This window comes from Rothia terrae (assembly GCF_012396615.1).
Lineage (GTDB): Bacteria > Actinomycetota > Actinomycetes > Actinomycetales > Micrococcaceae > Rothia > Rothia terrae.
Map to the genome: position 1 here is coordinate 19326 of NZ_JAAXPV010000004.1, position 21091 is coordinate 40416.

At 54.8% G+C, this 21091-nt stretch carries 15 protein-coding genes; 3 read left to right on the top strand and 12 right to left on the bottom strand.

Going from position 1 to position 21091, the window contains the following annotated elements:
- Positions 1–67 precede the first annotated feature (67 nt).
- The gene (mfd, locus tag HF984_RS03230; RefSeq protein ID WP_168614250.1) at positions 68–3703 is read left to right on the top strand and encodes a transcription-repair coupling factor; all 3636 of its coding nucleotides are present in this window, start codon (positions 68–70) and stop codon (positions 3701–3703) included.
- Between the two features lie 197 nt (positions 3704–3900).
- Here mfd and HF984_RS03235 read toward each other — a convergent pair whose 3' ends face one another.
- The 3 genes from HF984_RS03235 to HF984_RS03250 all read right to left on the bottom strand — a co-directional run bounded on the left by HF984_RS03235 (position 3901) and on the right by HF984_RS03250 (position 8017).
- Complete coding sequence (locus tag HF984_RS03235) at positions 3901–4377, bottom strand: hypothetical protein (RefSeq protein WP_168614251.1); 477 nt, start codon at positions 4375–4377, stop codon at positions 3901–3903.
- Between the two features lie 292 nt (positions 4378–4669).
- Complete coding sequence (gene deoC, locus HF984_RS03245) at positions 4670–7078, bottom strand: deoxyribose-phosphate aldolase (protein WP_345719100.1); 2409 nt, start codon at positions 7076–7078, stop codon at positions 4670–4672.
- 96 nt (positions 7079–7174) lie between these two features.
- A complete protein-coding gene (locus HF984_RS03250) occupies positions 7175–8017 on the bottom strand; it encodes a purine-nucleoside phosphorylase (protein ID WP_168614252.1) in 843 nt (280 codons plus the stop codon).
- 130 nt (positions 8018–8147) lie between these two features.
- Here HF984_RS03250 and HF984_RS03255 point away from each other — a divergent pair, with 130 nt between their 5' ends.
- On the top strand, positions 8148–9566 hold the full coding sequence (locus tag HF984_RS03255; RefSeq protein WP_375546067.1) for an NAD(P)H-quinone dehydrogenase: 1419 nt from the start codon (positions 8148–8150) through the stop codon (positions 9564–9566).
- A gap of 118 nt (positions 9567–9684) precedes the next feature.
- Here HF984_RS03255 and HF984_RS03260 read toward each other — a convergent pair whose 3' ends face one another.
- From HF984_RS03260 to HF984_RS03300, 9 genes are all read right to left on the bottom strand, one after another.
- Entirely contained in the window at positions 9685–11061 is a 1377-nt protein-coding gene (locus tag HF984_RS03260; protein ID WP_168614254.1) for an MFS transporter, read from the bottom strand.
- A gap of 201 nt (positions 11062–11262) precedes the next feature.
- The gene (locus HF984_RS03265; protein ID WP_168614255.1) at positions 11263–13074 is read right to left on the bottom strand and encodes an acetyl/propionyl/methylcrotonyl-CoA carboxylase subunit alpha; all 1812 of its coding nucleotides are present in this window, start codon (positions 13072–13074) and stop codon (positions 11263–11265) included.
- Positions 13075–13187: 113 nt separating this feature from the next.
- A complete protein-coding gene (locus HF984_RS03270) occupies positions 13188–13856 on the bottom strand; it encodes a Maf family protein (protein WP_168614256.1) in 669 nt (222 codons plus the stop codon).
- A 63-nt stretch (positions 13857–13919) separates the two neighbouring features.
- Complete coding sequence (locus HF984_RS03275) at positions 13920–14456, bottom strand: TetR/AcrR family transcriptional regulator (protein WP_168614257.1); 537 nt, start codon at positions 14454–14456, stop codon at positions 13920–13922.
- A 239-nt stretch (positions 14457–14695) separates the two neighbouring features.
- Positions 14696–15730 (bottom strand): Gfo/Idh/MocA family oxidoreductase, encoded by a 1035-nt coding sequence (locus HF984_RS03280; RefSeq protein ID WP_168614258.1) that lies wholly within the window; start codon positions 15728–15730, stop codon positions 14696–14698.
- 135 nt (positions 15731–15865) lie between these two features.
- On the bottom strand, positions 15866–17569 hold the full coding sequence (locus tag HF984_RS03285) for a DUF885 domain-containing protein (RefSeq protein ID WP_168614259.1): 1704 nt from the start codon (positions 17567–17569) through the stop codon (positions 15866–15868).
- 88 nt (positions 17570–17657) lie between these two features.
- On the bottom strand, positions 17658–17969 hold the full coding sequence (locus HF984_RS03290) for an acyl-CoA carboxylase epsilon subunit (protein ID WP_168614260.1): 312 nt from the start codon (positions 17967–17969) through the stop codon (positions 17658–17660).
- Between the two features lie 10 nt (positions 17970–17979).
- Positions 17980–19587, bottom strand: a complete 1608-nt coding sequence (locus HF984_RS03295) for an acyl-CoA carboxylase subunit beta (RefSeq protein ID WP_168614261.1) — start codon at positions 19585–19587, stop codon at positions 17980–17982.
- Between the two features lie 195 nt (positions 19588–19782).
- Positions 19783–20106 (bottom strand): YciI family protein, encoded by a 324-nt coding sequence (locus HF984_RS03300; RefSeq protein WP_311242378.1) that lies wholly within the window; start codon positions 20104–20106, stop codon positions 19783–19785.
- Positions 20107–20233: 127 nt separating this feature from the next.
- On the opposite strand from HF984_RS03300, the gene HF984_RS03305 reads away from it, so the two are divergent.
- Positions 20234–21082 (top strand): biotin--[acetyl-CoA-carboxylase] ligase, encoded by an 849-nt coding sequence (locus HF984_RS03305; protein ID WP_168614262.1) that lies wholly within the window; start codon positions 20234–20236, stop codon positions 21080–21082.
- The last annotated feature ends 9 nt before the right edge of the window (positions 21083–21091 follow it).

Below are 21091 nucleotides of genomic sequence, written 5' to 3' on the forward strand. Positions count from 1 at the left end.
GGAGTAGAATAACTAAGCAACTTTGCTATTTTTTTCCATCTCGTGTTTTCAAGACTAAGGAACGTTCATGAGCCTGCGCGGTCTAACTGCTTTTCTTAACACCGATGAACGATTTACCATGCTCGTTTCTCGCGCTGCAGTTCCCGTCTCAGAACGCTTTGAAGAGCTTGTCATTGGGGCGGTAGATGGCATCCGCCCCGTTCTGCTCGCCGAATTCGCGCGGGGTGTGCGCGCAGAAACCGGCGGAACCATCCTGGCGGTCACCGCAACAGACCGCGAGGCAGAAGACCTTAGCGTCGCCCTTGAGTCATATATCGAACCGGAACTAGTACAGATTTTCCCTGCCTGGGAGACCCTGCCGCACGAACGCTTGTCACCGCGAAGCGACACCGTCGGGCAGCGTCTGAACGTTATTCGCGCCCTCACCGTGGACGCCGCATCCCGCCCCGCTATTGTTATCGCACCGGTGCGATCGGTTCTGCAACCACTGGTTCCGGGGCTGGAAAATATGCAGTCGGTAGAACTTGCCGTTGGCGAAGAAAGAGACTTTGACTCTGTAGTGAAATCACTGTCTGCAGCTGCCTATTCCCGCGTTGATCTCGTCTCAAAGCGCGGAGAATTTGCAGTGCGCGGCGGTATTCTCGATGTCTTCTCACCGGTCGAAGATCACCCCGTACGCATCGAATTCTTCGGTGATGAAGTCGAGAACATGCGCTGGTTCTCCGTAGCCGACCAGCGCACCATCGCCTCCAAAACTGCTCCCACAGAACTTATTGCACCGCCGTGCCGAGAGCTACTGATCACTCCCGAGGTCATGAGTAAAGCAGCCCGCCTAAAAAATGATTTTCCAGGCGCTGCCGCCATGCTCGAAAAAATCGCCGGCGGAATCTATGTAGAAGGCATGGAATCGCTCACACCCTTGCTCGTTGAAAAGATGACCACTCTCATCGAGCTGCTACCGGCTGGCTCACTGCCTGTCATCTTCGAGCCCGAAAAGGTGCGCACCCGTGCCCACGATTTGGTGCAAACCAATGAGGAATTCCTCTTTGCCGCCTGGGAATCAGCGTCCGACGGCACCGACGCACCACTAGACTTAGGGCAGAACGGGGGAGCATTCGCATCCGGCGGCTTTAGGACGATTGCGCAAACTCGCGCTGACGCCTTGGCAAAGCAACTGGGCTGGTGGAGTTTCACCGCGCTGGGCATCGACGAAGAAGCTGACGCTGAATCGCACGTCTACACCTACCACGCCCGCGTCCCGCACTCCTTCGCCGGCAACGTGACCGAACTGCTTGACGAGGTAACCCGCAAGGTCAAGGACGGCTGGCGCATCGTGGCAGTAACCGATGGGCCGGGTCCGCTACAACGTCTGAGCGAAGTATTTTTAGAAGCACAGGTTCCAGCAGCGCGCACCGAAGACCTCACCGCCGAACCCGCATCGGGCATCGTTGAGCTCACCACGGCAGCTGCTGGCAAAGGCTTTATGATTGACGAGCTCAAAGTCGGGTTACTAACTGAAGCCGACATCTTGGGCAAAGCAAGCCCCTACACCACCCGGGATTTACGTAGCGCTAAGTTGCCGGTGCGACGCCGCAAAAAAGCCGTGGACCCCATGAGCCTCAAAGCGGGGGATTACGTGGTGCACGAGCAGCACGGTATCGGACAGTTCGTCGAAATGACCCAGCGCCCTATCGCCGGTGCAATGATCAAGCCTGGCCAGCCCAAGCCCATGAAGGAATACCTGGTGCTGGAGTACGCGTCCTCCAAGCGAGGAGCGCCGCGCGACCGATTGTTTGTACCCACAGACCAGCTGGATCAGGTATCAAACTACGTAGGCGGCGACGCACCCACGCTGTCTAAAATGGGCGGTAGCGACTGGGCGAAAACTAAGTCCCGCGCCCGCAAGGCCGTCAAAGAAATCGCAGCAGATCTCATCAAGCTGTATTCGGCGCGTCAAGCATCTAAGGGTCATGCATTCGGCACTGACACCCCCTGGCAACGCGAACTTGAAGAGGCCTTCCCCTACAATGAAACTCCCGATCAGCTCTCAGCCATCAACGACGTCAAGTCTGATATGGAACGCGGGATTCCTATGGACCGCCTCATCTCAGGCGATGTTGGCTACGGCAAAACAGAGATTGCGGTACGCGCCGCCTTCAAAGCGGTGCAGGATGGCAAACAGGTAGCGGTTCTCGTGCCCACCACCTTGCTGGCGCAACAGCATTTTGAGACGTTCAATGAGCGTTTCTCGGGATTCCCCGTGCGCGTCAAAGTGCTTTCGCGCTTTCAAAAGGCTAAGGAAACAAAGGAAATCCAAGAGGGTATCAAGAACGGTTCTGTCGATATTGTGGTTGGCACGCACCGCCTGCTCTCAGAATCTACACAGTTCAAAGACCTCGGCCTGGTGATTATCGACGAGGAACAGCGTTTTGGCGTTGAGCACAAAGAAAAGCTCAAAACCATGCGCACCAATGTGGACGTGCTTGCGATGTCGGCAACTCCGATTCCACGTACCTTGGAAATGTCGCTGACAGGAATCCGCGAAACCTCAACGTTGGCAACCCCACCCGAGGAACGCCACCCGGTACTCACCTTCGTCGGTGCTAAGACGGAAAAGCAGATTACTGCCGCTATTCGCCGTGAACTTATGCGCGAAGGTCAGGTCTTCTTCGTTCACAACCGTGTCTCATCGATTGAACGCACGGCCGCTGAGATCCAGAAGCTGGTGCCCGAGGCTCGTATTGCTGTTGCCCACGGCAAGATGAGCGAGTCTCGTCTTGAGCAAATCATTGTGGACTTCTGGGAGCGCCGCTTTGACGTGCTGGTCTGCACCACCATCGTCGAAACCGGTCTGGATATATCCAACGCTAATACCCTGATTGTTGACGGCGCCCAGAACTACGGTCTGTCTCAGCTGCATCAGTTGCGCGGACGCGTGGGGCGCGGACGCGAGCGCGCGTACGCCTACTTCTTGTACCCGGTGGATAAGCCACTGGGCGAGGTGGCGCTTGAACGTTTGAAGGCTGTGGCTGCTCACAATGAGTTGGGTGCTGGTATGCAGCTGGCGATGAAGGACCTTGAGATTCGCGGCGCCGGTAACTTGTTGGGCGGCGAGCAGTCCGGTCATATTGCGGGCGTTGGTTTCGACCTGTATCTGCGTCTTGTAGGTGAGGCTGTTGCGAACTTCCGTGGTGACACTGAAGAGGCAGCGCCTGCCGAGGTCAAGATTGAGTTGCCTATTAACGCGCATATGCCGCACGAGTACGTGAGTTCTGAGCGTTTGCGTCTGGCAGCTTACCGTGAGATTGCGCAGGCAACTTCTGCTGAAGCTCTTGATGAGATTCGTGAAGAACTGGTTGATCGTTACGGTGCGATTCCTGAGCCTACCGAGAACCTTTTTCAGGTTGCACTCTTGCGCTTGAAAGCTAGAGAGGTTGCGGTGCGCGAGATTCAGCTTATGGGTCCCAAGGTTCGTGTGTTCCCCGTGAACGATTTGCCGGAGTCACGCAAAATGCGTCTTGAACGTATGTACCCCGGTGCTCTGTATAAGCAGATTCCCGGTACCGAGGACTGGCAAATTCTGTTGCCGCGTCCTAAAACGGCGCGCGTGGGCGGTAAAGATCTTGTGGATCGCGAGATTATTGATTGGGCAGAGAGCTTTATCGATTTGATCTTGGCTGAAAAAGCTCCGGTTCAGCAGTAACCCCGTATACCCGCTGATTGTGACCACGTAACCGTCACTGTGACCACAAAACCGTCATCATCAGCGCATTTTGAGTGGTACTTTGACGTTTACCTGGTCATCCCGAGGTTTAGTGGTCGCCTACAGCAAGCACAGACAAAAACGGCGTCCTTCCCCTGAAAGGAAGGACGCCGTTTTTATAGGTTTTTCAAAAAGATTTAGCGAAGCTGAGTTTCTACACCGTTGTACTTCTCTGAGGAGGTCTTTGAAGGCAGAATCAGAGTCGGAATCATGAAGGTGATTGCGTAGAAGATGATTGCTGCAGCAAACCACCAGGGGCCACCGTCGGGGTAGGTGCCCAGTGCCCAGAAGGTAGCCAGCAGACCGAGCATGCAGAAGACCAGCATCAGGATGTTTGAACCGAGGTGACGGGTACCTGAGTAGTAGGGGTGACCACCGTTGAAGTAGTCGCCTTCCTGCTCGCCCAGTGACTCAACGTTTGAGCGCTTATCGGCATCTGATGAACCTGAGATCAGTTTGTCTTCTTTGCGGAAGCCGCCGTTATTTGCAACAGCTGAGGTTGCTGCGGTGCCGCTACGCAGAGTTTCGGTTTCGCGCACGGTGGTGTGCTTGGTTTCGGTTTCAACAGTGTGAGCGCTCACGCGGTCAGCGCGTACGGATTCTGCCTTAGCCATGAGTTTTACCTCTTCACGTGTGGGCGTGAGCGTGGTTGCTCACTGAAAGTGTATGTGGACGCTATCTACCAGTATAGGACTCTGAGGGTGGTTGTGCACGGTGCGTCAGTAAAAATTTAAGTAATGACGCGGTGCTCGCCGAGCTTTAACCTTTGGCCCAGGCTGTGGTTCTGAAAGATAAGCCGCCGAACCCTGCCCTTAGTACGGGTCTCGACAGCACGCCAAAAAGGCTTATTCAGAAGAGTAGCTGGATCCTTCTGAATAAGCCTTGGAACGTGAGCGAAGGTTCTTTTTAGTAGTTATCGCCTGCGGTTGCCTGCGCTGCACCGATGATTTCAATGCCCTTGGACGCGCCGATGCGGCTTGCGCCTGCCTCAATCATGGCAAGTGCGGTAGCGCGGTCGCGAATACCACCGGATGCTTTCACACCTACGTTGGGGCCTACGGTCTTGCGCATGAGGGCGATGTCTTCAACGGTTGCACCTGCTGAGGAGTAGCCAGTGGAGGTCTTGACGAAGTCAGCGCCGGCTTCAACGGCTGCTTCGCAGGCGAGAACCTTTTGTGCATCGCTGAGGTAAGAGGTTTCGATGATAACCTTCAAACCTGCACCGCCTGCATGGGTTGCTTCTGCTACTGCGCGAATGTCAGCCACAAGTGCGTCGCGGTTTTCAGCAATCGCATCGGCAATGTTGATGACCATATCAACTTCGCGTGCGCCTGCCTCAACAGCGGTCTTGGCTTCGAATGCTTTAACGTCGCTGGCCGATGCACCGAAGGGGAAGCCAACTACGACGCAAGGAAGCGACTTCGAACCTTCCAGTGCCTTGGCGACAACTGGTGCCCATACCGGGTTGACGCATACGGATGCGAAACCGTGTTCGCGAGCTTCTGCACACAGACGCAATACATCGGCTTCTGACGCGTTCGGCGTCAAGATAGTGTGATCAATCATTCCTGCCAGCTGCTGTGATGACAGTTCGGTCACTGGTTCCTCCTTGGAATTGAGTCCGAGTGCTTCGGACAGATCATTTTTGATGGTTGCAAGAAGCTGCGTTGCTTCTTGTCGTGCCTCATCGAGTCCGTTCTCGGTGGAGCGGATGACCTCGATGTAGCACTTAAGCTTGGGTTCGGTACCTGAGGGGCGCACGATAACGCGGGTGTTATCTTGCGTGAGGTAGAGCAGACCGTCGGTGGGCGGCAGGTCGGCTGATCCCTGTGCTAAATCGCGCGCGTCCACCACGGGGGAGCCCCCAAGTGATTCCGGTGCTTTCGCCCGCAACGTAGACATCATAGTTTTGATGCGTGAGAGATCGTCAACGCGAACCGACAGCTGGTCGGTAGCGTACAAACCGTATTCGCTAGCGAGGTCCTCAAGGACGTCGGTGAGCGCGCCACCGCGAGCTTTCACCTCTTGAGCAAACTCTGCCATGATGAGTGCCGCTGAAATGCCGTCCTTATCTTGTACATTGGCAGGATCAACGCAATAACCCAAAGCTTCTTCGTAACCGTAGGTGAGGTTCTCAACGCGGGAAATCCACTTGAAACCGGTCAGTGTTTCAACATGTTTGATGCCGTTTGAACGGGCGATGGCGCCGAGCAGACGCGAAGACACAATAGAGTTCGCAAAGACAGTGCTCGCTGTATCATCAATCTTGTTCAGCATAATAGCGCCAAAGATTGCACCGGCTTCATCACCGCGTAGCATCCGCCAGTGTGCACCGTCTTTGATTGCGAAAGCTGCGCGGTCAGCGTCGGGGTCGTTAGCAATCACGAGGTCGGCATCGATAGATTGAGCCAGATCTATTGCAAGATCGAGGACGCCGGGCTCCTCAGGATTCGGAAAAGCTGCGGTGGGAAAATCTGGGGCGGGCTGAGCTTGCTCTTTCACGACGTGAACATCGGTGAAACCAGCACGAGCCAGCACATCTACCGCAGTTTCTGCACCCACGCCGTGCACCGGGGTGTAGACAATCTTTAAATCGCGTTCTGTTGCTGGCACAAGTGCGCTCACACGTTCTGCATAATCGCTGGCAATCGTTGCCGGGAAAGTTTTCCAACCCCTTTCAGCTCGGTCAATTGTGCCTGACTCAGTTGCCTGAACGATAGCCGCTGCAATCTGCGCATCGTAGGGCGGAACAATTTGAGAACCGCGCTCGCCCTTAGGCACAGCATTACCGCCGAGATACACCTTGTAACCGTTATCGTTCGCGGGATTGTGCGACGCCGTGACCATAACACCAATTTCAGCGTTAAATTCTTTGGTCGCCCATGCCAGAACCGGGGTGGGCAGAGGAGAAGGCATCAGGGTTGTCTCAATGCCTGCCGCTGTGAAGATTTCTGCGGTAAGACGCGCAAAAACATCGGAATTGTAGCGGGCATCAAAACCGACAACAGCGGTCTTCTTATCCCAATTCTCCTGCTCCGCGCGGTGGGACGCGTACAGCGCCAAACCCGCTGCGGCGCGAGAGACCACTACCTGGTTCATGCGCATAGGACCGGCACCGAGGGCAGCACGCAACCCTGCTGTACCGAACTGCAAGGTACCGGAGAACCTATCTGCAAGATCATCTGCGGCCGTTGACGCGGGATCTGCTTGTACCACCTGCACTAGCTCTTCAAGTTCCCGGCGAGTGGCAACATCCGGATCAATCTCAATCCACTGCCGTGCCTGCTCAAGAAGCTGTTCAATATCTTTACTCATCATGAATCTTTTCTCGAAAATTCAATGGATATTTTGGGTGAATGACGTTCACCGATAAGGTGCCTCGCCTTAGCGAACACCCCACCAGTAGAAGGCTTAGAGTTGCCCGATAATATCTGCCAGCAAACGAGAGATACGCGGGCCAGCATTCTTACCTGCTTCAATAACCTCTTGGTGGCTAAGCGGAGTTTCTTGAATACCCGCCGCCATGTTGGTTACCAGCGAGATACCAAAGACCTCAAGGCCGGCAGCACGAGCCGCAATCGCCTCAAGCGCAGTGGACATACCCACCAGATCAGCACCCCAAGTGCGCGCCATCTTAATCTCTGCCGGGGTCTCATAATGAGGGCCGGGCAACTGCAAATACACGCCCTCTTGCAAAGAGCTGTCAATCGATTGAGCAATCTTGCGGATGCGCGGTGAATACAAATCGGTCATATCAACAAAGTGCGCACCGACTAAAGGAGAGGTGAAAGTACCGTTGAGATGATCTGAAATCAGAACCGGCATACCCTCGCTGAAATTCGGGTTCAAGCCGCCACAGCCGTTAGTCAAAATCATGGTCGATGCGCCAGCTGCCGCCGCGGTGCGTACCCCGTGCACCACAGCCTCAACACCGCGTCCTTCATAGTAGTGAGTGCGCGCGCCAATCACGAGAGCGCGCTTACCATCTGGGGTTTCAATAGAGCTCAGCGTACCCGGGTGCCCAGCCACCGCTGCCTTATGAAAACCCGGAACCTCGGACGCATCCAACACATGGGTTCTCTCGCCAATGAGCTGCGCAGCCTCGCCCCAGCCTGACCCCAATGTCAGTGCGATATCGTGCTTTTCAACACCGGTTTTCTCAGCAATATACTGAGCTGCCTCCGCCGCGAGAGCGAGAGCAGGATGCGCCGGATCATTCGTTGCCAGCGCTAAAGAATCTGCAGAAGTAGTCATGCATCAAATTTACCAAAATCAGGGCGCACCCACCGTTTGCTCGAACCATCGCTGTCCCCGCTTATGAAAAACCGCGCCGGGCATGTGTTTGGGTTTGAGTGAAACTATCATTTGTCTCACAATAAGTAGTGTGGTACTCAATAACGATAAATCTCAGTACAAAATAGCCATTCTCGGCGGCGGTCCCGGTGGCTACGAAGCAGCTCTTGTAGCGGCACACCTCGGCGCAGATGTCACCATCATCGAACGCAAAGGCATGGGCGGTTCAGCAGTCCTTACCGACGTTGTTCCCTCCAAGACCCTCATCGCATCGGCCGACCTGATGACCAGGTTCTCAGCAATCGACGAACTCGGTATCGAAATCGTCGACGGCGACGACAAATACGCTCTGCGCACCAACCTGCACAAGGTCAACACCCGTTTGCTCAACCTCGCACAGCAGCAATCCAACGACATTAAGCGCGCAATGGAAAAACAGGGCGTCAAAATTATCGACGGTACCGGCCGCGTCAAAGACCGCAACACCGTCACTGTCGACGACATTAACGGTCTGAGCTACGACATCCAAGCTGACTACATCATGCTGGCAGTTGGTACTCACCCGCGCGAACTTGAGACCGCAAAACCCGACGGCAAACGCATCCTTAACTGGACTCAGCTCTACCACCTCGAAGATCTTCCCGAGCACCTGATCGTGGTGGGCTCAGGCGTCACCGGCGCAGAATTCGCCTCGGCATACAACGGACTGGGCACCAAGGTTACCCTGATTTCATCGCGCGACCGCGTGCTCCCCGGCGAAGACGAAGACGCTGCAACCCTGCTTGAAAACGTCTTCGAACGACGCGGCGTCACCGTGATGCCGCGCTCGCGTGCAGAGGCAGCGGAATACAATGAAGCCGGCGACGGCGTCATTGTTACTCTTGCCGACGGCCGTAAGGTTGCCGGGTCCCATGTACTCATCGCTGTGGGCTCGATTCCCAACACCGAAGGCATCGGCCTTGAAAATACCGGCATCGAAACCACCGAGTCCGGTCATATTTTGGTGGATCGCGTCTCTCGCACATCCGTTTCTAATATTTACGCGGCAGGTGACTGCACCGGCGTCCTGCCACTGGCATCAGTTGCTGCTATGCAGGGACGCATCGCTGTGGCGCACATGGTGGGCGATGCGGTCAAGCCGCTCCGCACTCACCAGGTAGCAGCAAACATCTTCACTGCTCCCGAAATCGCTACCGTAGGCGTCAGCGAAAAAGAAGTTGAAGAGGGCAAATACCAGGCCGATATCTTCAAGCTGTCACTGACCACTAACCCGCGCGCCAAGATGATGGCTGTCAACGAGGGGTTCGTGAAGATTATTTCGCGTAAGCACTCGGGCACTGTTATTGGTGGTGTGGTGGTGGGACCGCGCGCATCAGAGCTGATCTTCCCGATTTCCCTGGCAGTGGATAAGAAGCTTCACGTTGATGATATTGCCGAGGCTTTTACCGTCTACCCCTCGTTGAGCGGTTCAATTTCAGAGGCGGCACGTCAACTGCACCAGATGCTGTAAAGCGGGCTCTTCGACACCGAGAATAAAAAGTTACTCCCAAAGTGCGAAAGTACTGAAGCTAGTGTCAGTACAAACGCACTTTGGGAGTAATTTTTGCCCGGCAAGGCGACGAGGATAGCTACTTGCGTGCCATCGTATTCAAATCAACGTCACGGGTTTCGTGAGTGATAGCCATAAAAATGATGGTGAGAACTGCTGCGCCTGCAAGGTAAAAACCAACCGCACCCACGCCGCCGTGGCTATTGAGCCAGACAGCTGCGTACGGGGTGAGTGCCGCACCCAAAATGGATGCGACGTTGTACGAAATACCCGATGCTGTGTAGCGCACGTTGGTGGGGAACAGCTCCGGTAAGTACGCTGACATTGAGCCGAAGGTCAGGCCCATCAGCGCCATACCGATCGCCATAAAGACGATGATGCGCAGGATATTCGCATCCGCGCCAGTGCCCACATTTGCGGGATTCATCAAGATACCGAATGAGAGGCCAAAGACCAGGATGCCTGCGGTAATGACCAGCTGGGAGGAGCGGCGTCCAAACTTGTCAGCTAACCAGCCAGAGACGGGCACCATCGCTGCGAAAAGGAGGATGGTAATCAGCTGGATGACGAGGAAGGTGCGGTAGGGAATCGCCAGGCCACCTGATTCGACCTTGCCGATGCCAAACGAAAGGATCCAGGCGGTCATGAGGTAGAACAGCACGTAGGTTGCCAGCATGATGAAGGTGCCTTGAATCATGGGCCACCACGCAACCTTGAATGCTTCTGCCAGGGGAGTCTTTACTTTTTCGTTGCGTTCAGCTGCCTGCTTGAAGACGGGAGTTTCCTCGAGCTTAAAGCGGACGTACAGACCGACCAGAACCATGAGGATGGAGAACAGGAAGGGTACACGCCAACCCCAGACCAAGAAGGAATGGTTGAGCTCTCCCGCGTTCTTTGCGGAGTTGAAGCCCATGAAAATGGTGAGTAGAAGCATGAATCCGTTAGCGAGGATGAACCCGAACGGTGCACCGAGTTGAGGCCACATGGCGGCGCGAGCACGCTTGCCTTCTTGGGCGTATTCGGTAGCCAGTAGCGCTGCGCCAGACCATTCGCCGCCCAGGCCCAAACCTTGGGTAAAGCGCAAAATGGTGAGCATTGCCGGTGCCCAGATGCCGACTTGGTGGTAGGTGGGCAGAAGGCCGATGAGGAAGGTCGCCAAGCCCATTGTCAGTAGTGCGCCAACGAGGGTTGCCTTGCGTCCAATGCGGTCACCGAAGTGGCCAAAGACGATAGATCCAATGGGGCGGGCAATAAATGCTGCACCAAAGGTTGCCATCGAAGCCAGGAGTTTGGCGGTGTCGTTACCGCCGGTGAAGAAGAGGGCAGGAAAGACTGCTACTGCCGCGGTGGCGTAGATGTAGAAGTCGTAGAACTCGATGGTGGTACCCATGAGGGATGCGAGGATGACGCGTGAGCGCGGTACGGGTGGCGCCTCTGGCGCGGCTACTGAGCTCATAGTTGAACCTTCGTGTGTGTCTTTCGTAGGGGCTGTGGTTTTACCCTAAAAGACGGTGACCAATATATGAAGTTCCGTCTTATATTTTGAAAAGGTGTGAAGTTGCGTGACAGCTTCAGGCAATCTGCATCAAAAAATAAAGCCGCACAAGCCAAATCGATGGCTTGTGCGGCTACGTTGCTACGCGTTTTGCAGTGCTACTTATTTGATGGTGGCGATGACAGCACCGGCGGTCACTGTTTCGCCGGGTTTTGCCTTGAGGCCTGTCACCTTACCTGCCTTGTGTGCGGTAATGGGCTGTTCCATCTTCATCGCTTCAAGGACGACGATGAGGTCGCCTTCAGCTACCTTCGCTCCGTCCTTGACAGCGACCTTCACAATGGTGCCCTGCATGGGGGAGGTGAGGTCGTTGCCCGATGCCTTGGTTGACTTCGAGGAACGCTGCTTGCGCTGCTTGGATGCTGCCGGCTTGGCCGATGCAACGCCAGCGCCACCGAGTGCGGGCATGACAACTTCTAGACGCTTGCCGCCTACTTCAACGACGACGCGCTGACGGGTGTCTTCTTGGTCTTCTGCGCTACCGGGGGCTCCGTCGTAAGCGGGAATAGTGTTGTTGAATTCGGTTTCAATCCATCGGGTGTGAACCGCAAAATTTTCGGCGGTTTCAGCGTTGAAAGCGGGATCATCGAGTACAGCGCGGTGGAAAGGAACCACGGTGGGCATGCCGTCGATGACCAGCTCTTTCAGAGCACGACGCGAGCGCTCGATTGCCTGTTCGCGGCTGGAACCGGTGACGATGAGTTTTGCGAGCATGGAGTCAAAGTTACCGCCGATGACGTCTCCCGATTCAACGCCGGAATCCCAGCGCACGCCACCGCCGGTGGGTATGACGAGCTTTTCGATGGTGCCTGGAGTGGGCATAAAGGTGCGGCCGGGGTCCTCACCGTTGATGCGGAATTCAAAGGAGTGACCGCGAAGCGCAGGATCGTCGTAGCCTAGCTCTTCACCGCGGGCTACGCGGAACTGTTCACGCACCAGGTCAATACCTGAAATTTCTTCTGAGACGGGGTGCTCTACCTGAAGGCGAGTGTTGACTTCCAAGAATGAGATCGTGCCGTCGGTGCCTACCAAAAACTCACAGGTGCCTGCACCCTGGTAGCCAGCTTCGCGCAAGATTGCCTTAGAAGATTCGTACAGGCGTTCGTTCTGCTCATCGGTTAGGAACGGCGCAGGGGCTTCCTCCACTAGTTTCTGATTGCGACGCTGTAGCGAGCAGTCACGGGTGGAGACCACCACGACGTTGCCGTGAGCATCCGCAAGACACTGGGTTTCTACGTGGCGCGGTGAATCCAGGAAGCGTTCGATGAAGCATTCACCGCGGCCAAAGGCGGCAACTGCCTCGCGAACAGCTGACTCGTACATCTCGGTGATATCTTCACGTTTGCGCGCAACCTTGATGCCGCGTCCGCCACCGCCAAAAGCAGCCTTGATAGCAACGGGCAGGCCGTGCGCATCGGCGAAATCGATGACTTCCTGCGCTGATTCCACGGGGTCCTTAGTACCGGGGACCAGGGGAGCGCCCACCTTTTGCGCAATGTGGCGAGCTACTACCTTATCGCCTAAACGGGTAATGGAGTCAGGTGAAGGGCCAATCCAGGTCAGACCCGCATCAATCACACGCTGCGCGAAATCAGCGTTCTCAGAGAGAAAACCGTAGCCAGGATGCACAGAATCGGCACCGGAACGTTCGGCAACTTCAAGGAGCTTTTCAACCACTAGGTAGGATTGCGCGGCAGTGGTGCCACCTAGCGCAAATGCTTCATCAGCGAGCTTGACGTGCAGGGCGTCGCGGTCAGAATCAGCATAGACAGCAACAGTTTTGATGCCTTCATCCTGCGCTGCGCGGATCACACGAACAGCAATCTCACCGCGGTTGGCGATGAGTACCTTTGAAACAGGGCCGGTATGTTTGCCTTCAACCGCGGTGAACTGATTTAGAACAGTGTGTGTCAACTAAATGCTCCTAGCTAATGCGCGCGAAGAAGACGTGGCGCAGGATAAAAATAAAGAGTGTGGGCTCGCAAGCAAGCAGTTTATCAAACCGCCTGTGTCTATTTTGAAATTATTTATGATTTTTTCCAAATCTCAGGCATCGAAACGCCGTGGACTTTCAAAAGAGACTTCAGCGCGTTAACGGAAAGCCCCACTACGGTGTGAAATTCGCCCTCGATTTTGTCAATGAAGGCTGCACCAAAACCGTCAATAGTAAATGAACCCGCTACCCACAGCGGCTCACCGGTGGCTACATACGCTGAAATTTCGTCTTCGCTCATCTCGCTAAAATGCACGGTTGCGCTACGAAGTTCAGAGGATTCTCCTGCAGGTGCGTGGCGGGTATCTACCAGCCAATGCCCGGTGTGCAGGACGCCCGCATGTCCGCTCATCGCGCTGATGCGAGTCAGAGCGTTTTCAGCGGTGTGTGGTTTTCCAAAGGCCTGGCCCTCAAACTCAAAAACAGAATCACACCCCAGCACTAAAGCACCCTGTGCTTGATCCATCTGAGCCACGTTCTGCGCTTTAGCTTTTGCCAGCAACTGAGCGGTCTGTGCGGGGCTGATCTCACCCAGCCCCTTGTCGTATGCTTCTTGTTGCGCTTGCGCCAATACCGCGTCCTCATCAACGTCAGAAACAAGCACCGTGAACTCGATACCTGCATCGGTGAGCAGTTTGCGGCGGGCCGGTGAACTAGATGCCAAAATCAGGCGCGGTGAATTAGAAGTGTTTTCGATACTCATAGTTTTCAGTCTAAAACGAAAACCGCAGCCCTCCTATCGTCAAGGAGGACTGCGGGTTAGAAGTTAGCTCGCCGCCATGCGAGTCAGGCGTTCGATGATCTGTTCTTTAGCGCGCTCGCTCAGGGTATAGCGGGTGGTGGCTTCGTACTGCCACAAACCATCAGCTGCTAGCTGAGCAATAATCTGGTTGAGTTCGGTTTCGTTGAGCTCAGCCGGGGGCTGCGGCGGAGTCCAGTCGTCGAGTACCTCCACCCAGATATTGGCGGCCTGCTCATCGGTAATCGTCTCTAATAAGAGAACAAGGTCGGTGTAGGTGGCACTATCTGAGTTGACGCGAATGTAAGATTCCAGGCGCTTGGCAAGTGAAAGTTCTTCAGCTTTGCCACCTGCTGTCTTTTCGAGGCGTTCTTTCCACTGCAGGGTGTCGTAGCGGTGCAGAGCCATGAGCATGGCTTCTCGGGAAGGGAAGTGGTATAGCACTCCCGCTTTGGTCATGCCAGCTTCTGCTGCTACAGAGTTGAAAGACACCGCGGTGATGCCTTCTTTCTCGATGACGCGCAGTGCAGCCTCTAATATATCTGTCTTCTTGCTCGGACGCATGTGCGCTCCTTGTGGTGAACGGATAGCTGTGAAAAATAGTGGGGTGTTTCTAGTACAACTACCAGTAACGTGGGGGATGGACTCTAACTTCCCCCTTTGGTTAAGAAAAATCTCAATTTGTCAAGAGAAGCAGAGGATTATTATGACATATTTAGGTGGGTGTGCAATGCTTCCACCTGCATAAACGCCAGTCATTACATAAGTTTGCTTGTAGTTGGGCTCAAGTTAAGTAAAGAAAGTTATAAAATCTCCGCTGTCTCACTCTCTCCTGTAAAGAAAATACCCGCGTCATGACGTGCTTTCGTGCAGACTTTATTGACCACGCGTGATAGTTCAGTCAGACGAAGGTAGGATGCACGCTGGCCGTTGCTCAGACCGCCGGCAAGGTGCGATGAGATAAGCGAAGAAATGGCTTCTACCTCATAGCGCATCAGCTGATATAGGGGCTGCGGATCAGTTGTACCTACTTCAAATACCCGCGAGGTTTCTTCCCCCTGAACGGAATGTACTGCACGAATATCCTGCACGCCGTCGAAGATCAGGCGCCCGCGTCCACAATAAATTTCGCTCGGCAGGGAGGACGCGAAGTCTTTGGCGATTCTAATGCTGACGTCGAATCCGGGGTAAGAAAGCACGAGCGTACCGTGTGCATCGACGCCCGTCGGAGCAAGGGAAGGCATATAGGTGACGCCTGTGGGTTCACCAAACCAGGCAACCGCAGCATAGACGGTGTATACGCCTAGATCGACCAGTGCGCCGCCGCCAAAGTCGAGGGAGAAAATGTTGGGTACATCGCCGGTGAGTACTGCGTCCCACCGCGAGGAATACTGAGCAAAAGTGAAGGACGCGGAGGTCACCTCGCGCTCCTGGACTGCTTGGGCAACTGCGGCAAAACCTGGTTCATACACGTTACGGGCAGCTTCAAAAACCAGCACACCGTGCTCATCTGCGGCAGAGAAAACGTCCTCCCACTGGGCGGGGTTCCAGAACGCTGGTTTTTCAACAATGACGTTGATTCCTGCTTTGATAGCGGTCAAGGCGTGTTGAGCGTGCAAAGAGTTCGGTGAAGCAATGTAGATAAGATCCAATGGCTCGGTGACGAGCTCTTCCATGGACGCAACCCAGCGAGCGTCTGTCATACCGGTGTTATTGAGTAGCTGACGGGCAGATTCTTCGCGCCGGCTTGCGACCGCAATGACCTTAAATACTCCGTGCGAGGCACGGATAAACTGCTCGCTAATCATTCCGGAGCCAATAACACCTAATCGCAACACTCTGGTTCTCCTTCTTTAGTAGATGTTCTTTGCTCTAATGTACTTCTAAAACGGCAAAGGGGCCGGGAGAAGATTTTCTCGTCATTGACCGAAGAAAATTATGTCTACCCGACCCCTGATAGCTGAATCGTCGCTTTATGCGCTCAGTGCGCGCTTGAGCGTGTCGAGACCGACAGAGCCCAACATGAGCGCGCGGGTGTGGAAGTCCTTATCGGAGACTCCGGCGGCTCGCGCATCTTCACGGAGCTGTTCCCAGATGCGCTGGCCGACCTTGTAGCTGGGCGCCTGACCGGGCCAGCCCAGGTAGCGCACATACTCAAAGTCGCGCTGACCGTCGGTGAGATCAAGGTTGATGTCCAAGAACTTTTTACCGGTTTCAGCGGTCCAGGTGCCACCCTCAACCCCGAGTTCTTTCGCCCATCGTTCAGGAATCTCAAGACCGCAGTGAACACCGATATCAAAGACTACGCGAGCGGCGCGCAGACGCTGGGCATCGAGCATACCCATGCGGTCACCGGGATCGCTAAGATAACCCAGCTCTTCCATCAGTCGCTCAGCGTACAGTGCCCAGCCTTCGCCGTGGCCGGACACCCACACGCCATTAGCGCGCCACTGGTTCATGGTGTCAGCCATAGCGGTAGCTACTGCTTCTTGCAGGTGATGACCGGGAGTTCCTTCGTGATAAACGGTGGATGTTTCACGCCAGGTACCGAAAGTTTCCTCTCCCGGGGGGACCGACCACCACATACGGCCAGGACGCGACCAGTCAGTTGCCGGGGGAGTGTAGTAGATTCCGCCTTCTTGGGTTGGCGCAATCATGCATTCGAGCTCGCGCATGGGACCACCGATTTCAAAGTAGTCATCCGCGAGGAAGTTCAGCGCCGCATCGGAGAGCGACTGCATCCACTCGCGCAGGGCATCGGTGCCGTGCAGAGTGCGTTCGGGGTCGTTATCAAGAATCTCTTTAGCTTCTTCGATGGTTGCCCCGGGCTTAATCTCTTGGGCTACCTTCTTCTGCTCGGCAATAATGCGGTCGAGCTCTTCAACACCCCACGCGTATGTCTCATCAAGGTCAACAGCTGATCCCAGGAACTGGCGAGAATACAGTGAGTAGCGTTCTCTACCCACGGCGTCCTCGGCAGGAGCTTGCGGAAGCAAAGCTTCTGAGAGATAAGTATTGAGTTCGGAGTACCCAATGATGGCGCGTTTGCCGTTGATGCGTGCTTCTTCTTCGAGCTCAGGAGCGTTTTTGATGATCTCCTCGGTGAGCTGGGCAAAGAAACCATCGTCAGCAATGTAAGCGCTGGTCTGTTCGATGGCTGTTTCTACCTGGCGCTTAGCGGCAACGCTGCCCTTGGCGCGGTAAGCCTCCAGGGTTTCAATGTAGCCGTTGATTGCATCGGGCACATTACCCATGCGTCCGGAAAGATTCTTCCAGTCTTCAGCGGTTTCTCGGCCCATCAAATCAAAGATAGAGCGAATTCCCTGCACGGGGCTTGCGAGGTTATTAATCTCCCAGGCATCCAGCCCGGCCTCGTGCAACTCGAGCGAAAGTCCCAGGCGCTCGCGCATCGCATCGAGGGTAACCTCATCAACCTCGTCCTGAACAGTCGCGTTCTCTAAAGCATCCAGGGTGTCTTTAATAGCCTGAATAGTGAGAGAGATACCCGCCGGTGAATAGTCATCGTACTCGGTTTCGCGGCCCTTACGACCTGCAATCGTTGCAGTTTCAGGGGAGAGTTCAAGCATTCGCTCGTAGTGGTTATTGGCGATGGTGTCGATTTGGGTCTGCGCGCGCTCGGCACGGTAGACCTCAGGAATGTGTGAATTTGTTGTCATAGGCATAGCTTATGACCTAAAAAGCACACACCCTGCATTATTTTCGCTTCTAGCGGGCAATAATTTACGAAAAAGACAGGCCAGGCTATTACTGCGGACGCGCGCGCCTCCACGAACCGGCACCGGGGCGCAGGCCTGCCCCGAGGCGCTGACGGCGCAACAAAGTGCGTTGCATAGCAGAGAAAGCACCGGCGTCGGTCTTCTCGGCATTAGCTTCGGTGAGCGCTACGGCTACCACAAGCGCAGCCAGCTCCTCATCGGTGGGATTACCTTTGGGAACCTTAAGATAAGGCGCTTGCTCCGCAGGTTGCGACGCTTCGCTAACAGCAGGTTCGGGTGTAGGCTCAGGCGCCGAGCTACGAGAGCCGAAACTGAACCCTCTACGTTTAGAAGTATCCATCATCTAATCCTTACAGCGGAATGTTGCCGTGCTTTTTCGCGGGTGTTGCAGCGCGCTTATCGCGCAGAGCGTGCAGGGCGCTAATAATGCGGACGCGGGTTTCGTTAGGAGCGATGACCTCGTCAATGTAACCCAGCTCTGCTGCCTGGTAAGGGTTCAGCAATTCTTCTTCGTACTTTTGAATGAGCTCAGCGCGCTTTGCCTCTACGTCTTCGCCTGCCTCAGCCGCTGCCGCAAGCTCGCGTCGGTAAAGAATATTGACAGCACCCTGGGCGCCCATCACACCAATCTGAGCGGTGGGCCATGCAAGGTTAATATCGGCACCCAGCTTCTTCGATCCCATCACAATGTAAGCGCCGCCGTAGGCCTTGCGGGTAATGATGGTAATCAGCGGAACAGTCGCTTCAGCATAAGCGTACAGTAACTTAGCGCCGCGTCGAATAATGCCGTTGAACTCCTGGTCAGTGCCGGGTAAGAAGCCGGGAACATCAACGAGAGTCAGAATCGGAATATTGAAAGCATCGCAGTTACGCACAAAACGAGCCGCTTTTTCTGAGGCATTGATGTCGAGGGTGCCCGCCAGCTGCATGGGCTGGTTGGCAACAATACCGACGGCGCGGCCTTCCACGCGCGCATAACCAATCATCACGTTCGGCGCGTAGAGTTCCTGCAATTCTAAGAAATGCCCATCATCGACGATTGTTTCGATCACGGCGCGCATATCGTAAGGCTGATTCGCTGAGTCAGGAATCAGAGTATCTAAATCAAGATCATCATCGTTGATGGTGGGCTCTTGATTGTGCTCCAGCGGCAGGTTCTCTGTCAGGTTATTAGAAGGCAAGAACTCTACAAGTTCGCGCACGAAATCGAACGCGTCCTCTTCATCTTCAGCAAGGTAAGCAGAAGTACCGGTGACGGAGTTGTGCGAACGCGCACCACCCAGGGTTTCCATATCTACTTCTTCGCCGGTCACGGTCTTGATGACGTCCGGGCCGGTAATAAACATGTGAGAGGTCTTATCAACCATGATCACGTAGTCAGTCAAGGCGGGAGAATACGCGGCGCCACCGGCACAGGGGCCCATAATCACTGAAATCTGAGGTACAACACCCGATGCGCGCACATTCATACGGAAGATATCCGCGAACATTGCCAAGGACGCCACACCCTCCTGAATACGAGCGCCGCCACCGTCGTTAATGCCGATGACAGGGCAACCGTTGCGCAAGGCGAACTTTTGAACCTTGACAATTTTTTCACCATTCACCTGAGACAGCGAGCCACCGTAGACCGTGAAATCCTGCGAGTAAATAGCAACTAGGCGTCCATCAATGGTGCCGTAGCCAGAAACCAAGCCGTCACCCAGCGGACGCTTTTTGTCCATACCGAATGCCGTGGTACGGTGACGCGTCAGAGCATCAAACTCTACGAAAGAACCCTCGTCTAAGAGCATCTCGATGCGCTCGCGGGCGGTGTTCTTGCCGCGAGAATGCTGGCGTTCCACGGGCGCTTCGCCGACAGGTAAGAGTGACTGCTCACGACGCGCGTAAAATTCAGCGATTTTACCGGCGGTGGTGGTGAGGTCGAATTCTGGTGAAGGCGTGGTTTCTTCAGACATGTTGTACTTCCTAGCAAGTTTTGTGGTGCCCGGTGTGCATCAAATGTCCCAAGCAGTTTTTGCGTAGCGTCACATAAGTTTATTGCTCAGCACCCTAAATACGGTGCACATTTGAGCAATTTACCGATGTGAATAGGCGTTATACATTATAAAACCGGCCGTTATTTATAACCGCCGGTGTGTTTTATGTGGAGACTAGGCTCCGATTGAGCCGAGAACAGGGTTCCATTCGCGAATGGTGTAGCTCAGCACTGCGCCGCCGATATTCATGGGGTCTTTGGCAATGATTTCTTCAATTTCGTTTTCTGATTCTGCGGAGAAAATCAACAGTGCACCGGGGGTCTCTCCTGAGGTGAAGGGGCCCGACGCGATGAGGCTATTTTCTTCGAGCTTGCTTGCAAGGTATTTGCGGTGTTCAGGGCGGTAGAGTGCCTGGGTGTCTGCATCTGCATAAACATAGGTGACGGCGAAAACGCTCATGAGTTGTTGCTCCTGGTGAGTCTGAAGTGTTTGTGGCACGTACGTGCTTTTGGTATTCAATGTACCGCATGCAGGGGTGTTCATCTGAGTAATCCGTGCAGTTGGCGCGAGGTGCACGGTGCTAGTCTTGCTGTAAATATACAGACGGTTTGGCGAGGTGGAGTTTATGCAGCGAAATGACTTGTCGTCTTCTCTTGACATGGGGGCAGGGTTCTCTCGGGTGATCATTGTGGATCATACGGGTTCTACAAATGCTGATGCTGTGGCTGAGCTGAGCTCATCTTCCGCGGATGCATGGGGCGAGCTTTCTGTACTTGCAACAGCTGATCAGCGTCAGGGGAGAGGACGCTTGGATCGTCAGTGGCAAGCTCCGCGTAATAGTGCTTTGTGTACCTCTTTTGTGGTGCGTCCGCACGCGGGCTCTGGGCAGGTGCTTCCGTTAGAGTCTTTGCGGTGGATTACGATGCTGGTTGCGGTGGCAGCGGTGGATACTTTGCGCGGATTCTCTCTCGATGCCTCTATTAAATGGCCCAATGATGTTCTGGTGGGGCATAAGAAAATTTGCGGTGTTTTAGCCCAGCTGGTCGTTGAACCCGGCGGGGGAGCATCGGTGGTTGTGGGAATTGGCATGAACGTGAATATGAGCGAGTCTGAATTGCCGGTTGAGACAGCCACTTCTACCTATGTTCTTCTAGGTAAAGAGCTCGATTTGGACGCGGTTCTGAGGAGTCTGGCGGAGCATTTTGAACGTCACTACCGCGCTTTTGCGAGTGTGTACGGGGATGCTGAAAGACCGGACTCATCGGGAGTATGCCTTTTGGACAAAGTGCGTTCTCGCTTATCGACCGTAGGTCAAGACGTTAAGGTGCATTTACCCGATAACACAGTGCTTGAGGGGCGGGCAATCGATATCGATGGTGAAGGGGAACTGCAGGTGCGTGATGCTCGGGGTAAGATGTGGAGCTTTGCTGCCGGGGATATCGTCCATATGCGCCCTGAATCATACGGCGCATAGCGTTGCCCT